The sequence below is a fragment of the Pseudomonas sp. LBUM1655 genome (genome assembly GCF_059716085.1).
The window spans coordinates 331363-346781 of the sequence record NZ_CP166801.1; the positions used below are offsets into that span (position 1 = coordinate 331363).

Here is a 15419-nt window from a genome sequence, read left to right on the forward strand (position 1 = left end):
GCGGCTACGATTCGGCCCAACGCCTGTGGCCAACCGCCATGACTCAAAAATAATAAGAAGGCCCGCCACGACTTTGTCGTGGGCGGGCCTTTTTGTTTCGGGGTGAAAAAAGAGTGCATCAGCGCCGTTTCAGCCGTTCGACACAGCGCGTTTCAACCCGTAATAAGGAAAATAAAATGTTGAACAAGCGTATCAGCCTGATCGCTCTGGGGATGTTGAGCGCCACACAGGCCATGGCTAACGACCAGGCCGAATCCAAGGGTTTTGTAGAAGACAGCAGCCTGAAAGTGCTGCTGCGCAACGCCTACATCAATCGTGATTACAAAGACGGAAACGACGACAAGGCCGAATGGGGCCAAGCGGCCATCGGTACGTTCTCGTCCGGCTTCACCCAAGGCACCGTGGGTGTCGGTGTTGACGCTTTCGGTCTGTACGCACTGCGTCTGGACGGCGGCAAGGGCCGCAGCGGCGCCGGTGGTATCGATTTCTTCAAGCAAGAAAATGACGGTCGCGCGAACCACGATCTGGCCAAGGGCGGCGCGGCGGTCAAGTTCCGCTTCTCCAACACTGTGCTGACCTACGGTGACCAGATGCCGGCCTTGCCGGTACTGAGCTACGACAACGTGCGTCTGCTGCCGGAAAGCTACACCGGCACTTTGATCACTTCCAAAGAGATCAAAGGTCTGGAACTGAACGCCGGTCGTTTCACCGCCGAATCGCGCAAAAGCGATGAAGGTCGTGACAGCGGTGGTCTGAAGTCAATCAACGTGATCGGCGGTAGCTACCAGTTCACCGAACAGTTCAAGGCTGCGCTGTACGCTTCCGACGTTGAAGACGTGTTGAAGAAGCAATACGTGAACGCCAACTACGTGTTCCCGATCGACAAGGATCAGTCCCTGACCCTGGACTTCAACGGCTACCGCACCAAGCTCGACAGCGCCTACGTTCGCGAAAACACCATTCCGGGCGAAAGCATCGTGACCGGTCGCGACAATAAGATCTGGAGTCTGGCAGCCACCTTCGCCACTGGCCCGCACTCGTTCACCGTGGCGCACCAGCGCTCCACCGGCGACAGCAACCTGGGCTACGCCTACGGCGGTTACCAGAAAGGTCAGGGTCGCGTCGGCGATGGTGGCAACTCCATCTACCTGGCCAACTCCTACTGGTCGGACTTCAACGCCGAAGACGAACGCAGCTGGCAGTTGGGTTACGGCCTGGACTTCGGCGCATTCGGCGTACCGGGTCTGAGCTACAACTTCGCTTACGTGCGTGGCGACAACATCACCACCTCCACCAGCGAAGGCGGCACCGAGCGCGAAATCTTCAACCAGTTCAAGTACGTGGTGCAAAGCGGCCCGGCCAAAGACCTGAGCGTGAAACTGCGAAGCTCGATCCTGCGTGTTTCGCAGAAATCCAGCGAATACAACGTCAGCGGCAACGAGCTGCGCGTGTTTGTGGATTACCCGATCAACATCTTCTGATGCTCGATCAGGTGTAACAGATATGAGAAAAATCCCGACTGGTTCGGGATTTTTTTTCGTCGATTTTTCAGTGAAAACCCGAAAAAACCCGTGTTTTTGTCATGTAAAAGTTGTTTTTAAGTCGCTTCAAACGCCGTTTCAAACAGGCCTTTAAATGCCTGAAATTCTTTCTCATGGACGCAAATTCTCCACCTAATAGATTAGGCCGCTCAACGCAGCGGAGAATTTGGTAATGATCGTTTTGAACAGAGAAGTGGGCGAATCGCTACGGCGCGACAAATATGTCAACGTCCAGGGTGGTGACTTCAATCTCTACGGTCATTTTGCCGACTTCGTCAGACTGACCAAAAGTTGGGAAAACATGGAGCCTGATAGCTACTACGGTCAGGCCGAAGCCGGCATGCGTTACCGTCGTTACAGCGACTTTGAGTACAACCCGAAGACACGCGAACTGAAGCAACTCGAACATCGCGCCTACGTGCAATCCAAGGAAAACAACGCCTATGTGGGCGGCCTTGTGCGGCACTTCCAGGACTTCTCCGATGAAGTCATCGAGTCGCCGGTGATGCGCAGCCTCATCGACACCGATTTTGAAGTGTACAAAAGCGTGTTGCCGGAAGAACTGCACGATGAAATCTGGCAGTGCCAGATCCATCAGATCCGCATCGAGATCAAACCGGGCAAACAGCTTGAAATCACACCTGAAGGGATTCACTGCGACGGCTACCCGTTCAGCGGTGTGCACTTCTGGGGCCGAAACAATGTCGAGGGTGCCGAGAGTCGTTTGTACGATATCCACGAGCATCAATTGGCGTCGACCACCTACCAGGAGATTCTCGACACCACCTACTTCCTCGATCGTGACATGCGTCACTACGTGACCCCGGCGCGCAATACGCACACCCATGCCATGGCGTACCGGCAGATTCTGGCGATTTCCTTCTCGCGGCCCGGGACCGCTTTCGACATTGTTCGCTAATCAGATCACCCCAATCGACGGCGTCGAGTGCTCGACGCCGGTGGTGCTGCGCCGCGCCACGGCAAAGGATGCGCAGCGCATGGAACGCTTCTTCCGTCAGTTCGACGAAGTGTCGTTCTGCGAATGGCAGGATGCCAAATGCCTGCGCGGCGTGTTGATCCAGAAAACCACCACGGCCTATCTGGCCTTCGACGTGGCGGGTGAAATCGTCGGCGCGGTGTTGGGCGGCATGCTCGGCAGTCGTGGCACGATCAATCATCTGGCGGTCAGCCCGCGTTATCGCAGCCAGGGCGTGGGTCAACGTCTTGTTGAAGCGGCGTCGTCCGACATGAAGCGGGTCGGTGTGCTGCGGATGTTTCTGTTCGTCGACGATGCTAACCTCGCGGGCAAGCGATTCTGGGCTGCCCAGGGTTTTTGCGAGCCTCATGGCGAACGGACATTTGAGAGGGATCTATGAATGAAACGTCCGGCAGCGCGCCGCTGATGGTCAACCATCAGCCGTCGCGTACATTTGCCGAAGCCAGCCCGGTGGTGGCCGGTTACTTCACGGTGGCGTTTGTGTTCGGCTTGATGGCCGTCAACGCCGGGCTGCCATTGTGGCTGCCGGTAGCGATGTGTTTATTCGTGTATGCCGGCGCTTCACAATTCGCCGCGCTGGCGCTGATCTCCAGCGGCGCGTCGCTGACCACCATTGTGCTGACCACTTTCCTGATCAACGCACGCCACATGCTGATGTCGGTGTACATGGCCAAGGCCCTGCGCGCGTTGGGGCTCAGCCGCATGGAGCGCTGGTGCTACGCCGGTGGCCTGACCGACGAATCCTTCGCCTTCCACAGCGTGAAACTCGGCACTGGCGCGCCAGTCAACGTACGCTACCTGATTGGCTTCAACCTGTTCTGCCACACAGCGTGGGTACTCGGCGGTTTGCTGGGCGCGGTGTGCGCGCAATACGCAGCACACTTGATCAAATATCAGCTCGACTACGCGCTGACCGCGATGATGCTCTACGTGCTGGTGTCGCTGTGCAATACCCGCAACAAGTTGATTGCCGCAGCAGCGGCCGTCATCTGCATGGGCGCACTGAGCCTGGTCGGCAACTCGCCGTTTAATGTGTTTATCGCCACGTTTGTGGGCTGCGGAGTGGGTGTATGCCTGACCAAACGTTCCTGATTCTGGTGGTCGCGCTGATGATGGCGGTGACTTTCCTGCCACGTGCCTTGCCACTGCAAGTGAATACCGAGCACTGGCCGCCGTTCATCGCGCGCGCGCTGGAATACTTGCCGGTGGCGATCGTCGCTGCGATCAGCCTGACACCCTTGTTGATCAAGGATCAGCACATACAGCTCGATCGCCCGGAATTCTACGCAGCGATTCCGACGCTGTTATGTGCGTATTTCAGCAAAAACCTCTTTCTCAGTGTGGCGGTTGGGACGGCTGCGTACATTGCGCTCGGCTCGTTCATGTAACGGCAGATCGACGACGTCGCTCAACGCCTGATTGGACAACTCCGGATTGTTCACCGCCAGGCGTACTTCGAGGAAATCCTCGAACCCGGGGAAAATCGTCAGGCCGTTTTTCTGCGCGGCCTCGCGCGAGACCATGCCCACCGCATCCATCTGTGTGATCAGCGACAGGGTCAACGTCTCACTGCACGAGTAGACCATGCGCTGGCCGTTCTCTTGATTGCCCAGCCCGGCGTCGAGAAAACGCAAAAAGCTGTGGGAATACGGACAATCTTCCGCAGGACGCACCTGAAATTTGTTGCCCAGCAACGTCAACGGATCGTTTTCCTGCCCGCAATGCGCGCCAACCACCTGCACCTGCACATCCGGCAGGACGATGCTCGGCAAACCCGGACGCTGCGGGCCGATCAGCACCGCCAGATCAAAGTCTTCATTCTTCAGCTTGCTGAGGTTTTCCATCGACTCGGCGTAGCTGAACTCCATCTGATAATCGGGAAACACCTCGATCAGGCGTCCGATCATTCGCCGGTTGAAGTCAGGCGCCAAGGTGTTATTCAACGCGACCTTCAACGTGCGCTGCCCGGGCACTTTCAGCGCCTCGACTTTTTCTTCCATCTGTCGCGTGGCAATCAGCACTTTGTCGATATACGGCGTCAGCTCAGTGCCTTGCGGCGTCAGCGTCAGCCCTTTGTTGGAACGACGAAACAAGCGGAAACCGAACTGCTCTTCGACCTTGTTCAACTGCGCGGCCAACGCCTGCACAGTCAGGCACGAATGCTCGGCTGCGGCCGACAACGAGCCGGTCTGCACGATGCGCATGAGGTTGCGTAAGGTTCTGCTATCCATGGGTAATGCCCTCTGAAGTGGGCTGGGTATTGTTGTTTACGAGACTGCCGATCCGGCGCCATATGCCGGCTATATTCCTGCACCTGAGCATAGTTGTCGCGGGTTTAGTAGCGAATTGATGTCCCTGCCGATGGCTGGAAGCTGACACAGGATCGGGTTTTTTGATGACTTGGGGGTGATGAAGGTCAAAAAAACTCACGCGAAATAACAAATCACGGCGTTTTTAACATTCATATTGGGTTAACGAGCTGATTCGTTAGCGGATTAAAAGAAAACAAATATCCGTATCTGTACTAGGCTTGAAGTCATGTCAGCTACCAATGGAGGCGGTCATGCCCACCTCAACCCCAGCCCTCACCCCACGCGAACAACTCGATGCCCCCGAAGCCGGTCGCGTCGCACTGAAGTTTTTCTTCAACCTCATGGAACGATGGGGCTGCAGCGCCGATCAGCAACGCACGTTGCTCGGTGGAGTCGGCAACACCACGTTCTACAAGTACAAACACCTGCCGCCGAACGTGCGCCTGCCTCACGACACCCTTGAGCGCATCTCCTATCTGATGGGGATTCACAAGGCGTTGAGCATCATCTTCAGCAACAGCCGTGAGCGCGCTTATACGTGGGTCAGTAGTCCAAACACCGCCGCGCCTTTCAATGGTCGAACCGCGCTGGATTACATGCTGGCCGGGCGCGTTGTGGACATTGCCGATGTACGGCGCTACCTCGACGGAGTGCGCGGTTGAACGCGCCAGCGCTGGCCGATCCGCAGTGGCCGCGGGCTTACCGGATCGTCAACAGCAGCTTCCCGCCGATTGCGTTGTTCGAAGACGTACTCGACCCCGAAGACCTGGAAATCGCCTACGCCATCGAGGCACTGACCAATGATCGCCTGATCGAACAGGCCGGCGTGCTTGCCCGAGTGCGCCCGGAAGATCGACTTTCCGGCCCCGGCTCGACCCCGGTCATGGCTGCGTTCACCCACATCGGCAAAAGCAGCCGCTTCTGCGACGGCACCTTCGGCGTCTACTACGCCGCCAGCAGCCAGGCAGCCGCCATCGCCGAAACCTGTTATCACCAGGAGCGTTTTCTCGCCGCGACGCAGGAAGCGGATCTTGAGTTGACCATGCGCACCTACGTCAACAAGGTCGTCAAACCGCTGCACGATATCCGCCACGATTACCCGGACCTGCACAACCCGGATCCCGACGCTTACAGCCCGTCCCAGGCATTCGCCCGGCAACTGCGTGAGGCCCAATCCTGGGGTCTGCTCTACAACAGCGTCCGCCTGCCGGGCCACGAATGCGTCGCGGCATTCCGCCCGCCAGCGGTGTCGATACCGAAGCAGGGCAAGCATCTGCGTTATGTGTGGAGCGCGAGCCAGCGCAGGATTTCGTTTGTGTTTGAGATCAGTGAGGTCTGAAACGCAAAAAGCCCTCGCATCAACGAGGGCTTCATGTGGGTGATTTACATCAACGGCTTGTCCGGCGGCGCATCCATCACTTTCACTACATCATCGATCAACGCCTTGCTTAACTCCTGCAAATACTGCGAGGCATAAGAGTGAAGGTCAGGGTCGCGAGAGACTGTGGAGTCAGCGGTCAGTAGCTTGGAGATGTGAAGCAAATGTGAGGCGTGCGAGAGAGCAGCTATTACTGGAACACCACGATTGGTGCGGAACAGCGCTTGATTGGCCTGGGAGGAAAAGTGCGTGAGGCCTGGGGTTTTCAGATCGAGGTAGTTGGTCATTTCGCTTCACCTGCCGTAAGGAAGTGTCGTGAGGTGACCGTTGCTGCAGTTCGGTGAATTGCTGATGGATCAATGGCATTCATTTGTGAACTCCCTGTATCAAATGAGAGCCGCCATTTTCGTTCTCAGGCGAAAGGGTGGCAGCTATGCGCAGGCTGAGAAACCGGAGATACAGGAACCCGGCAGACCCGGAGGTCTCCCACGCACAGCCGCCATTACACTTGGATGCGGGCACAAAAAAGCGCCGGCAATCGTGATTTGGGGCGCTGGTGCGCCTGTATCTTACGCGGGTTCTCAGGCCCGGTCGCTGAATTGGCAGCGACGAATTGAACGGTAGCTTGAGGAAGAGCCGATGCACAATCATGGCCCGTAGTGGCTTTGCTTGGCTTCTCGTTACAACAAATTTCGCAGGATGTCGCGCTATGCGTTTTGTCGGTCATGACTTGTCCTTAGCCTTTTCTAAGCAACAAAACAAGGAGATCAGCGATGGTCGATGAACTGGAGCAATTCCAGCAGGATTTACTGGAGTCTATACGTCAGATGAAGGCCGGTGAGGCCGCGCGCGTAACGCAGATGCTGCTTTCTGCGGCGGAGGAACAAAGCGTCGAGGCATCAAGCACTCTTGGACTGGGAAACCGGGTTGCCATTGACTCCGCCGGTTCAGTGAGCTGAGAAACGCTGCTCATGCGATTACACTTTTTATGGGCACGCCATAATTATTGCCAGCTCATAATTTGGCATAAAAGCGGAAATTCGGCGTTTTGGGTAAAAGCCGTGCTTTGTGGGAAAAGGGCGTATGGCGTTTAGATCGACGTGCGCGGAGGAGAGGCGCTATTTCTACTGAAGCTGAAACGCGGCTAAAAATATAAAAACCTCAGAAACAACAAAGCCCCTGCATTTCTGCAGGGGCTTTGTTTTGTATGGTGCCGGCACCAGGAGTCGAACCCGGGACCTACTGATTACAAGTCAGTTGCTCTACCAACTGAGCTATACCGGCGTGTGGGCGACGATTATAGCGATTGGGAAGATCCTGTAAACCCCTGAATTCAGACTATTTTTGCGCAGGCTTCGAATCAGGCTCTGCGCAGGACGTTGCGCAGTTTCTGAACGGTGCGCCAGGCGCGACTGTTTTGCATGGCGCGTAGCTGTGCTTCGGCGTGTTCGGCCCGTTGCAAGGCGGTTTCGAGGTCGGGATTGACGGGGTGGGCGAGGGCGTGGCCCTTGCAGAGCTGGAAGTTGTCGAGGTTGCAGGGCGGGAGGTCGAAAGCGGGTTTGAGGTTGAGGTGTTCGTCTGCAAGGAAAAAGCTGTTGAGGCCGTCGAACAGTACATTCTGATAGCCCGCGTCGGTGATCAGATGTTCCCAGGTATGGTCGCGCTCCCACGGTGTTTCGATGAGGATGATCCATGGGCGGAAGCGGTTGAAGTCCATGCCGCGCAGGACTGTTTCTTCGTGGCCCTCAACGTCGATTTTCAAAAAGTGTATGGGACGGTCGGCAGCATGCTCTTCGCAGATAGAGCTGAGGGTGCGGGCCTTGACGGTGAGACTGTGCACATCCATGCCGAGATTCTTGCGTTCTTGTGCAACGGCGGGGTCGGCAGTGGAGAGTCCGGTATCCGGGATGCTGTAGAACGTTACTTCGCCGGGCTGATCACTGGCAATGCATTGCAAGGTCTCGTCCCGTGGACGCTGTTGACGTAAGGCGTCGTGGTAGTTCTGCACTGGCTCGACATTGATCCCGTGCCAGCCGCGATCATAGAAGGCTTTGGTGACCGAATCGTGGGTCGGATCGTTGGCGCCGACATCGATATAGAAGCCATTTTCAAAGTATCTGAGGGCGCGCCACAGGCGGATGTCTTCGAAATTCTGTGCGTAAGAAATGAACGTCACGGTCGCTTCCTGTCGGTCTGATTTTTTCTTGTTCGTGCGTGCGCTGGTGGCACGTTGTGATCCTGTATAGCAAGGGTCTCAGGCGGCTGCAATTATTCACTTTACCGACCTACCAATAGGCGGTTATGCCGTTTTGGTTGGCCGCTTATGCACAACACGCACGGCATCAAACGTGCTTGGCGACGATTTTGTGGACATATTTTCAATTTGTTCGCAAATCACTGTTTTACAGGTTTTTTATCTATGTGAACAAAAAATGACCAGTAGTGATAATGGCCCGAAACGGGCAGGGATATTGGATCCACAAGAATTCTATCAACAGAGTTATCCACAGGCGCTGCGTGTTTAAGCGCGTTCGGCCAGCAGCAGGAAATTGCGGGGGGTAAGCGCGGTTTCACAGAAGACGCCGAGGCGTACGACGTATCCCTGCTCGACGAGGAAAAGTGCGCGATCCAGATTCAACCAAAGCTCCAGTGGCCGTCGGAATAATCCTCGCAGTAATTCCAGGTTGCGAACTTCGGCTAACCGCTGCCAACCAGCAGCTTCAAAAGTTGGCCAGTCTTGCGTCCCGATTGTGGATAACTCTTTGAGCGCAGCCAGATCGCGGCAGTAGTCAGCAAACGGTTTGTCCAGCCACGCGCTCGGTAGCGAGGGGGTTGGCAGGTATTCATCAATGCCGCGCGACTGCCGTTGTAACAGGTCGAAGGCCAGGCGTCGGGCCATCGACGTGTCGCGCTGGCGCCTGACGCGTGCGCCGGCGGTGACGGTTTCGCTCATTGGCAGTGCCAGATCGTCCCGCGACAGCTGTAGGGCGGACTTCAAACCCGCGCAGGACAATGCCTGATACGTAGTGCGATTGATCCGGTTGAAGCAGCACGGGGCGATGGCCAGTTGGCGGCAGCCGCTGGCGGAGGCGAGTTGCATCAGGCGCACATGCAGATCGCCGCAGGCGTGCAAGGCGATCGGTGTGTGTTCAGCGTTCAATAAAGACGCGGCGTCCGACGCTGTCACGTCCTGTTCGATGTGCAAGGCATGCAGATGATGGCGCTGACTCAATGCCTGACCGCTGACGACCAACGAAGGATCGTATTCAACGCAGGTCAGTTGTTGGCCGTCGCCCAACAGACGTCGACCCAAGTGCCCCTTGCCGGAACACCAATCGAGCCAGTGGGTCGGTTGCGACGCGAAGGACAGTCGACTGGCAAACGCTTCAATCTGCTGCCATTTGCGCCCCGGCACATCGACATTCAAGCGATGGCCCGCAGCTTCCAGCGCATATCCGGGCAACTCACCGACCGCACCCAACTCAGCCGATAACGCCGCCAATGAAGCGAACGGCTCCGGCGCATCGGCAAGATCAGCAGGTTGGTTATGAGCGTTTTCCGCATCCTCCAGCGACCGCCCGCGTAGCCACAAGGCCAACTCCGGGTAGGACGCTTCCCATGGAAGCTGCAAGTAAGTGAACGGTCGAGGTTTCCACAACGCCTGATGCGTCGTGAGAAATGAGTCCAGTGCCGTGAAGCGGGCGAGTAAGTCCTCGCCCGTCAGCACGTGGGACGTTTCAGCGCCCTTGGCAGGCATCGACGCGCAGCCAGCGCTCCAGCAGCTTGAAGCCGCGCACCAGCACGTAGGACATCAGCAGATAGAACACGCCCGCCGCGAAGAAAATCTCCACCGGCAGATAGGTGCGGGCAATGATCGTGCGCGCCATGCCGGTCAGTTCCAGCAGGGTCACGGTGCTGGCCAGCGCGCTGGCCTTGAGCATCAGGATCACTTCATTGCTATAGGCCGGCAGGCCGATGCGCGCCGCACGCGGCAGGATGATGTAGAACATCGCTTTGGGTTTGGACATGCCAAGGGCGCGTGCTGCTTCGATCTCGCCCGGTGGAATCGCCTGGATTGCGCCGCGCAGGATTTCGGCGATGTACGCCGCCGTATGCAGGGTCATGGTCGCGGTGGCGCACCAGAACGGATCGCGCAGGTACGGCCACATTGAGCTGTTGCGCACAGCGTCGAACTGCGCGAGGCCGTAGTAGACCAGGAACAACTGAACCAGTAACGGCGTGCCACGGAAAAAGAAGATGTAGGCGTAAGGCAAAGCGCGCACGTACCACAGCTTCGAAGAGCGGGCGATGCCTAGCGGAATTGCCAGCAGCAACCCGGCGATCACGGCGATGGCCACCAGTTCCAGGGTCAGGGTCGCGCCCTGCGCCAGTTTCGGCAGCCACTTGATGATGACTTCCCAGTTCATTGGGTGCTCCTCGCGAAGCCGCGAGCGGCGCGTTTTTCCAGGAAGTGCATGCCGGTCATCGCCAGCACGGTCAGGCCGAGGTACATCAGCGCGGCGACCATATAGAAGGTGAACGGCTGTTTCGATACGGTCACGCCGATCTGCGCGTGACGCATGATTTCTTCCAGGCCGATTACCGACACCAGTGCGGTGTCTTTCATCAGGATCATGAACAGATTGCCAAGGCCCGGCAGGGCAATGCGCCACATCTGCGGCATGATCAGTTTGGTGAATATCCGCCATTTCGACAGGCCCAGGGCCACGCCGGCCTCACGGTGACCTTTGGGAATGGCGAGGATCGCGCCACGAAACACTTCCGTGGCATAGGCGCCGAAGCACAGGCCCAGCGCAATGACGCCGGCAGCGAAGGCGCTGAGTTCCAGATCGGGATTGCCGAAAAACTCACCGAGCGCGCGCATCAGGTTGACCGTACCGAAGTAGATCAACAGCACCCAGAGCAATTCCGGGATGCCGCGCACCAGCGTTGAATAAAAGCCGCCAAGCCATTGCAGCGGCTTGTACGGGGAAGTTTTGGCCAAGGCGCCGAGCAGACCGAGCACCAGCCCCAGGCACAGGGCCGAGAGTGCCAGTTTGACGGTCATCAGCGCGCCAGCGGCGAGCGCCGGGCCGAATCCGTAGAGGTCGATAATCATGGATTTCTGTTCAAATCGCGGCAGGCAGGGCCGGGAGCCTGCACCGTCAGATAACGGCGCAGGTCCCGCAGGTCAGGATCAGTAGATGCTGAACGGGAAGTACTTGTCGTTGATCTTCTTGTAGGTACCGTCAGCAACGATTTCCTTCAGCGCAGCGTTCAGCTTCTCGCGGATCGGGTCGCCTTTGCGTACAGCGATACCGATCTTGTCGCTTTCTTCTACCGGGTCGCCCTTGAATTCGTAGGCTTTGCCGGCGTCGCTTTTCAGCCACTCGTAGTTGACGTATTTGTCAGCGAGGATGCCGTCCAGACGACCGGAAGTCAGGTCGAGATAGGCGTTTTCCTGGGTGTCGTAGAGTTTCACTTCGACGTCCGGCATTTTGTCTTCCAGGAAGGTGCCGGCCAGGGTCGCGCGCTGGGCGCCGATCACTTTGCCTTTGAGGGAGTCCTTGTCAGTCTTGAACTCTTTGTCCTTCAGCGCGATGAATTGCAGCTTGTTGGAGTAGTACGGCTCGGTGAAGTCCACCGCGCCCTTGCGCTCTTCGGTGATCGACATCGAAGAGATCAGGAAGTCGAATTTCTTGGCGTTCAGGGCCGGGATGATCCCGTCCCAGTCGGACGTGACCACGGTGCATTCGACTTTCATCTTGGCGCACAGGGCGTCGCCGATGTCTTTGTCGAAGCCGACCACGTTGCCGCTGGCGTCTTTATTGTTGAACGGCGGGTAGGCCGCTTCGATGCCCATCTTCAGGGTTTCGGCCATGGCACCGGCGCTGAACGCCAGGGTAACGGCGGCGGCCAGGAAGACCTTTTTAAAATTCTGCATGCATGTTGCTCCGTTAGCGGTTGCTGGACATGAATTGTTTGCAGCGCGCCGAAAGCGGGTTTTCGAACACCTGCTGTGGCGATCCTTGCTCTTCTACCAAGCCCTGATGAAGGAACACCACTTCGCTGGAGACCTGACGGGCGAAGCCCATTTCGTGGGTCACGAGCAGCATGGTGCGGCCTTCTTCGGCCAATGCGCGGATGACACTAAGTACTTCCTGAACCATTTCCGGGTCAAGGGCGGAGGTGGGCTCGTCGAACAGAATCACCTTCGGTTGCATCGCCAGCGTGCGGGCAATGGCCGCGCGTTGCTGCTGACCGCCGGACAATTGCGCCGGGTAAGCATGGCGCTTGTCAGCGATGCCGACCTTGGCCAGCAGCGCTTCGGCGACTTCGATGGCCTCGGCTTTGCTCTGGCCGAGCACGCGGCGCGGGGCTTCAATGATGTTGTCGAGCACGCTCATATGCGGCCACAGATTAAAGTTTTGAAATACAAAACCAATCTCGGAGCGCAGGCGATTGATCTGCTTGCCGTCGGCAGCAACCAGTTCGCCATTCTTGGTGGCTTTGAGCTTGAGTTCTTCACCGGCGACCAGAATCTGGCCCTGATGCGGGTTTTCCAAGAGGTTGATGCAACGCAGGAACGTGGACTTGCCGGAACCGGAGGAACCGAGGATCGAGATCACATCGCCGTCGCGGGCGGTCAGCGAGATGCCTTTGAGCACCTCAAGCTGTCCGTAGCGTTTGTGCAAGTTGCGGATTTCAAGCGCGGGCGTGGCCTCAGCCATGTGCGTTCCTCATATATGTTGCGCTCCTGCTGTTGGTTGGCCTTCCTGGCGAGGCGGCCAAGCTAGCATAGCGTTTCAATGGCAGCCAACAGCGCTACGAGCGGTAAACGGATGGCGTGTGGCAGGTTGTCGCATCGGCGCAGCAGACTGTCGCCCCATCAACAACCGAACGGCTGTTTGAACGTGCAAACCCGTGGGTGTCGCGTAAAAAAAGGCGCGATGTTGCCAGCTTTGGCGGGGTGTTGGAAGCGCTATCCGGCTGAACGTTCCCGATTCGCCCTTTTATTGTGCATCCCACACTTTTTCAGTGTGTTTCTGGTGCGCTGTTTCGTTTGGAAAGTGAGTCGCTGGGTAACGCTCTGGCGGATTGCCATTAAATCCAATGACTTGCGATGACTGTCCGGTCGCGCGCAAAGCCCCATCCCAGAAGAGTTTGAAACATTTTGGCGCAAATATTGCGTGCAGAATAAGGAACGCCCCGTTGGATTCTTTTTACGAGAAGGAAAAACCAGACGGGCCGGACGCAATCGCTTTCCTTGCAAAGGTAGTTTCGATGAGCAGTACCCCAAGCTCCAATGGCCTCGAACAGGGGCTCAAACCGCGTCATGTGACCATGCTGTCGATCGCCGGTGTTATCGGCGCAGGTCTGTTCGTTGGCTCCGGCCACGCCATCGCTGCCGCCGGCCCTGCCGTGCTGTTGGCCTATGCGGCCGCCGGTACCCTCGTGGTTTTGGTCATGCGCATGCTCGGCGAAATGGCGGTTGCCTCGCCGGACACCGGCTCGTTCTCGACCTACGCTGACCGTGCCATCGGCCATTGGGCCGGCTTCACCATCGGCTGGCTGTACTGGTGGTTCTGGGTATTGGTGATTCCGCTGGAAGCCAACGCCGCCGCGACCATCCTGCACGCGTGGTTCCCCGATGTGGGCATCTGGGCGTTTGCTCTGATCATCACGATGTTGCTGACCGTGACAAACCTGTTCAGCGTGAAGAATTACGGCGAGTTCGAATTCTGGTTCGCCCTGATCAAAGTGTTGGCGATCATCGGCTTCATCATTCTCGGTCTGGCGGCAATCTTCGGTTACCTGCCAAACAGCCAGGTCAGCGGTGTTTCGCACCTGTTCGACAGCGGCGGCTTCCTGCCAAACGGCATGGGCGCAGTGCTGGGCGCGATCCTGACCACAATGTTCTCGTTCATGGGTACCGAGATCGTGACCATCGCGGCTGCGGAATCGAAGAACCCGGGCAAGCAAATCTCCAAGGCCACCAACTCGGTGATCTGGCGGATCGGCCTGTTCTACCTCGTGTCGATCTTCATCGTTGTGGCCCTGGTGCCATGGAACGATCCGACCCTGGCCAACCTCGGTTCCTACCAGACCGTGCTTGAGCGCATGGGCATCCCGAACGCGAAAATGATCGTCGACATCGTGGTGCTGGTCGCGGTAACCAGTTGCCTGAACTCGGCGCTCTACACTTCGTCGCGCATGCTGTTTTCCCTTGGCAAACGCGGTGACGCCCCAGCCATGTCGACTCGGGTCAACAAAAGCGGTACGCCTTACTGGGCGGTGATGTTGTCCACTGGCGCAGCGTTCCTGTGCACATTCGCCAACTACGTGGCCCCGGCTGCGGTGTTCGAATTCCTGCTCGCCAGTTCCGGCGCCATCGCATTGCTGGTGTACTTGGTGATCGCGTTCTCGCAACTGCGTATGCGCAAACAGCGCATGGCTCGCGGCGAGAAGATCGTCTTCAGCATGTGGCTGTTCCCGGGCCTGACCTACGCGGTGATCATCTTCATCGTGGCCGCCCTGGCCATCATGCTGTTCCAGGAAGCGCACCGCGTGGAAATCCTCGCCACCGGTCTGTTGAGCCTGCTGGTAGTCGCTACCGGCCTGCTGGTGGCACGCCGCCGCAAGCTGGAAAAACGTGGCGCGGTGGTGTTGAACTGATCCGTAACGCGTAATGCAAAACGGCCGCTGTCAGTGATGACGAGCGGCCGTTTTTATTTGTGAGCGGTGTTTATTCGCTCTTCTCTTCCTGCGACTTGCCGTAAGTATCCAGCGCAATCCCGAAGTCAGTGATGAACTGCGGTTCGCTCAGCCAGGCCTGGGCGGTCTCGATGTCCATGCCGTCGGCCCACATGCGGTAGTCGATCAGCATGTCGGCGGCCAGGTGGGTGGCGGCCATGCCTTCGTTTTCGGCGTTTTCCATGTCCAGCAGTTCAGGGTGATCGACGATGATGAACGCCAGTTCACGCAGCAGTGTCAGCAGCATCTCGTTACGGCTGACAGCTTCGGCGTCGCGCATTTTGCTGAACATCGCCAGGGTGTATTCCGGGATCGGCTCGGCGAGGTGGCCGAGGTCGTCGTCCTGATCCAGCGGTTTGCGGCCGACCATACGGATTTGCTTGGCTTTGGCCTTGGCGCGTTTGGCGCGTTTCTGTTGCTTGTTCAGGGATGCCATG

General features: G+C 57.6%; 17 protein-coding genes, 1 tRNA gene and 1 pseudogene. 9 read left to right on the forward strand and 10 right to left on the reverse strand.

The features are described from left to right. Positions 1-176 precede the first annotated feature (176 nt). The 5 genes from ACA074_RS01465 (at position 177) to ACA074_RS01485 (ending at position 3926) form a co-directional block, all read left to right on the forward strand. Complete coding sequence (locus tag ACA074_RS01465; RefSeq protein WP_497658482.1) at positions 177-1481, forward strand: OprD family porin; 1305 nt, start codon at positions 177-179, stop codon at positions 1479-1481. A gap of 232 nt (positions 1482-1713) precedes the next feature. Further along, a complete protein-coding gene (locus ACA074_RS01470; RefSeq protein ID WP_166218415.1) occupies positions 1714-2460 on the forward strand; it encodes a 2OG-Fe dioxygenase family protein in 747 nt (248 codons plus the stop codon). Positions 2461-2539: 79 nt separating this feature from the next. Then, on the forward strand, positions 2540-2917 hold the full coding sequence (locus ACA074_RS01475) for a GNAT family N-acetyltransferase (RefSeq protein ID WP_016986309.1): 378 nt from the start codon (positions 2540-2542) through the stop codon (positions 2915-2917). Continuing rightward, a complete protein-coding gene (locus ACA074_RS01480) occupies positions 2914-3630 on the forward strand; it encodes an AzlC family ABC transporter permease (protein ID WP_123529786.1) in 717 nt (238 codons plus the stop codon). Before ACA074_RS01475 ends, ACA074_RS01480 begins: the two co-directional genes overlap by 4 nt. Then, complete coding sequence (locus ACA074_RS01485; RefSeq protein ID WP_007909127.1) at positions 3609-3926, forward strand: AzlD domain-containing protein; 318 nt, start codon at positions 3609-3611, stop codon at positions 3924-3926. The genes ACA074_RS01480 and ACA074_RS01485 overlap by 22 nt, the downstream gene beginning before the upstream one ends. On the opposite strand, the gene ACA074_RS01490 is transcribed toward ACA074_RS01485, so the two are convergent. Continuing rightward, positions 3843-4769, reverse strand: coding sequence for a LysR family transcriptional regulator (locus ACA074_RS01490; protein WP_497678316.1), 927 nt, complete (start codon positions 4767-4769; stop codon positions 3843-3845). The genes ACA074_RS01485 and ACA074_RS01490 overlap by 84 nt on opposite strands. A 332-nt stretch (positions 4770-5101) precedes the next feature. Between ACA074_RS01490 and ACA074_RS01495 the strand changes: the two genes are divergently transcribed. After that, positions 5102-5512 (forward strand): MbcA/ParS/Xre antitoxin family protein, encoded by a 411-nt coding sequence (locus ACA074_RS01495; protein ID WP_497678317.1) that lies wholly within the window; start codon positions 5102-5104, stop codon positions 5510-5512. After that, complete coding sequence (locus ACA074_RS01500; RefSeq protein WP_497678318.1) at positions 5509-6189, forward strand: RES family NAD+ phosphorylase; 681 nt, start codon at positions 5509-5511, stop codon at positions 6187-6189. Before ACA074_RS01495 ends, ACA074_RS01500 begins: the two co-directional genes overlap by 4 nt. Positions 6190-6233: 44 nt before the next feature. On the opposite strand, the gene ACA074_RS01505 is transcribed toward ACA074_RS01500, so the two are convergent. Then, positions 6234-6515, reverse strand: coding sequence for a DUF3077 domain-containing protein (locus tag ACA074_RS01505; RefSeq protein ID WP_497678319.1), 282 nt, complete (start codon positions 6513-6515; stop codon positions 6234-6236). A 486-nt stretch (positions 6516-7001) separates the two neighbouring features. On the opposite strand from ACA074_RS01505, the pseudogene ACA074_RS01510 reads away from it, so the two are divergent. Further along, positions 7002-7112, forward strand: a pseudogene (locus ACA074_RS01510) (helix-turn-helix domain-containing protein); the annotation flags it as partial. Positions 7113-7436: 324 nt separating this feature from the next. Here the strand turns inward: ACA074_RS01510 and ACA074_RS01515 are convergent. The 7 genes from ACA074_RS01515 to ACA074_RS01545 form a co-directional block, all read right to left on the reverse strand. After that, positions 7437-7512: transfer RNA gene (locus ACA074_RS01515), tRNA-Thr, on the reverse strand. A gap of 76 nt (positions 7513-7588) precedes the next feature. Next, positions 7589-8404 carry an FkbM family methyltransferase gene (locus ACA074_RS01520; RefSeq protein ID WP_497616046.1) on the reverse strand — a complete coding sequence of 272 codons (816 nt, stop codon included), beginning with the start codon at positions 8402-8404 and terminating at the stop codon, positions 7589-7591. 345 nt (positions 8405-8749) lie between these two features. Then, on the reverse strand, positions 8750-9985 hold the full coding sequence (locus ACA074_RS01525; protein ID WP_497678320.1) for a methyltransferase: 1236 nt from the start codon (positions 9983-9985) through the stop codon (positions 8750-8752). Next, the gene (locus tag ACA074_RS01530) at positions 9966-10655 is read right to left on the reverse strand and encodes an ABC transporter permease (protein WP_187678898.1); all 690 of its coding nucleotides are present in this window, start codon (positions 10653-10655) and stop codon (positions 9966-9968) included. Before ACA074_RS01530 ends, ACA074_RS01525 begins: the two co-directional genes overlap by 20 nt. Next, on the reverse strand, positions 10652-11347 hold the full coding sequence (locus ACA074_RS01535) for an ABC transporter permease (RefSeq protein ID WP_187678897.1): 696 nt from the start codon (positions 11345-11347) through the stop codon (positions 10652-10654). The genes ACA074_RS01530 and ACA074_RS01535 overlap by 4 nt, the downstream gene beginning before the upstream one ends. Before the next feature lie 78 nt (positions 11348-11425). Next, positions 11426-12172, reverse strand: a complete 747-nt coding sequence (locus tag ACA074_RS01540; protein ID WP_497658488.1) for an ABC transporter substrate-binding protein — start codon at positions 12170-12172, stop codon at positions 11426-11428. A 13-nt stretch (positions 12173-12185) separates the two neighbouring features. After that, positions 12186-12959, reverse strand: coding sequence for an ABC transporter ATP-binding protein (locus tag ACA074_RS01545; RefSeq protein WP_187678895.1), 774 nt, complete (start codon positions 12957-12959; stop codon positions 12186-12188). Positions 12960-13512: 553 nt separating this feature from the next. Here ACA074_RS01545 and gabP point away from each other — a divergent pair. Beyond that, entirely contained in the window at positions 13513-14904 is a 1392-nt protein-coding gene (gene gabP / locus ACA074_RS01550; protein WP_497616049.1) for a GABA permease, read from the forward strand. Between the two features lie 70 nt (positions 14905-14974). On the opposite strand, the gene ACA074_RS01555 is transcribed toward gabP, so the two are convergent. Beyond that, positions 14975-15418, reverse strand: a complete 444-nt coding sequence (locus ACA074_RS01555) for a hypothetical protein (protein ID WP_187678893.1) — start codon at positions 15416-15418, stop codon at positions 14975-14977. Position 15419: the final 1 nt, after the last annotated feature.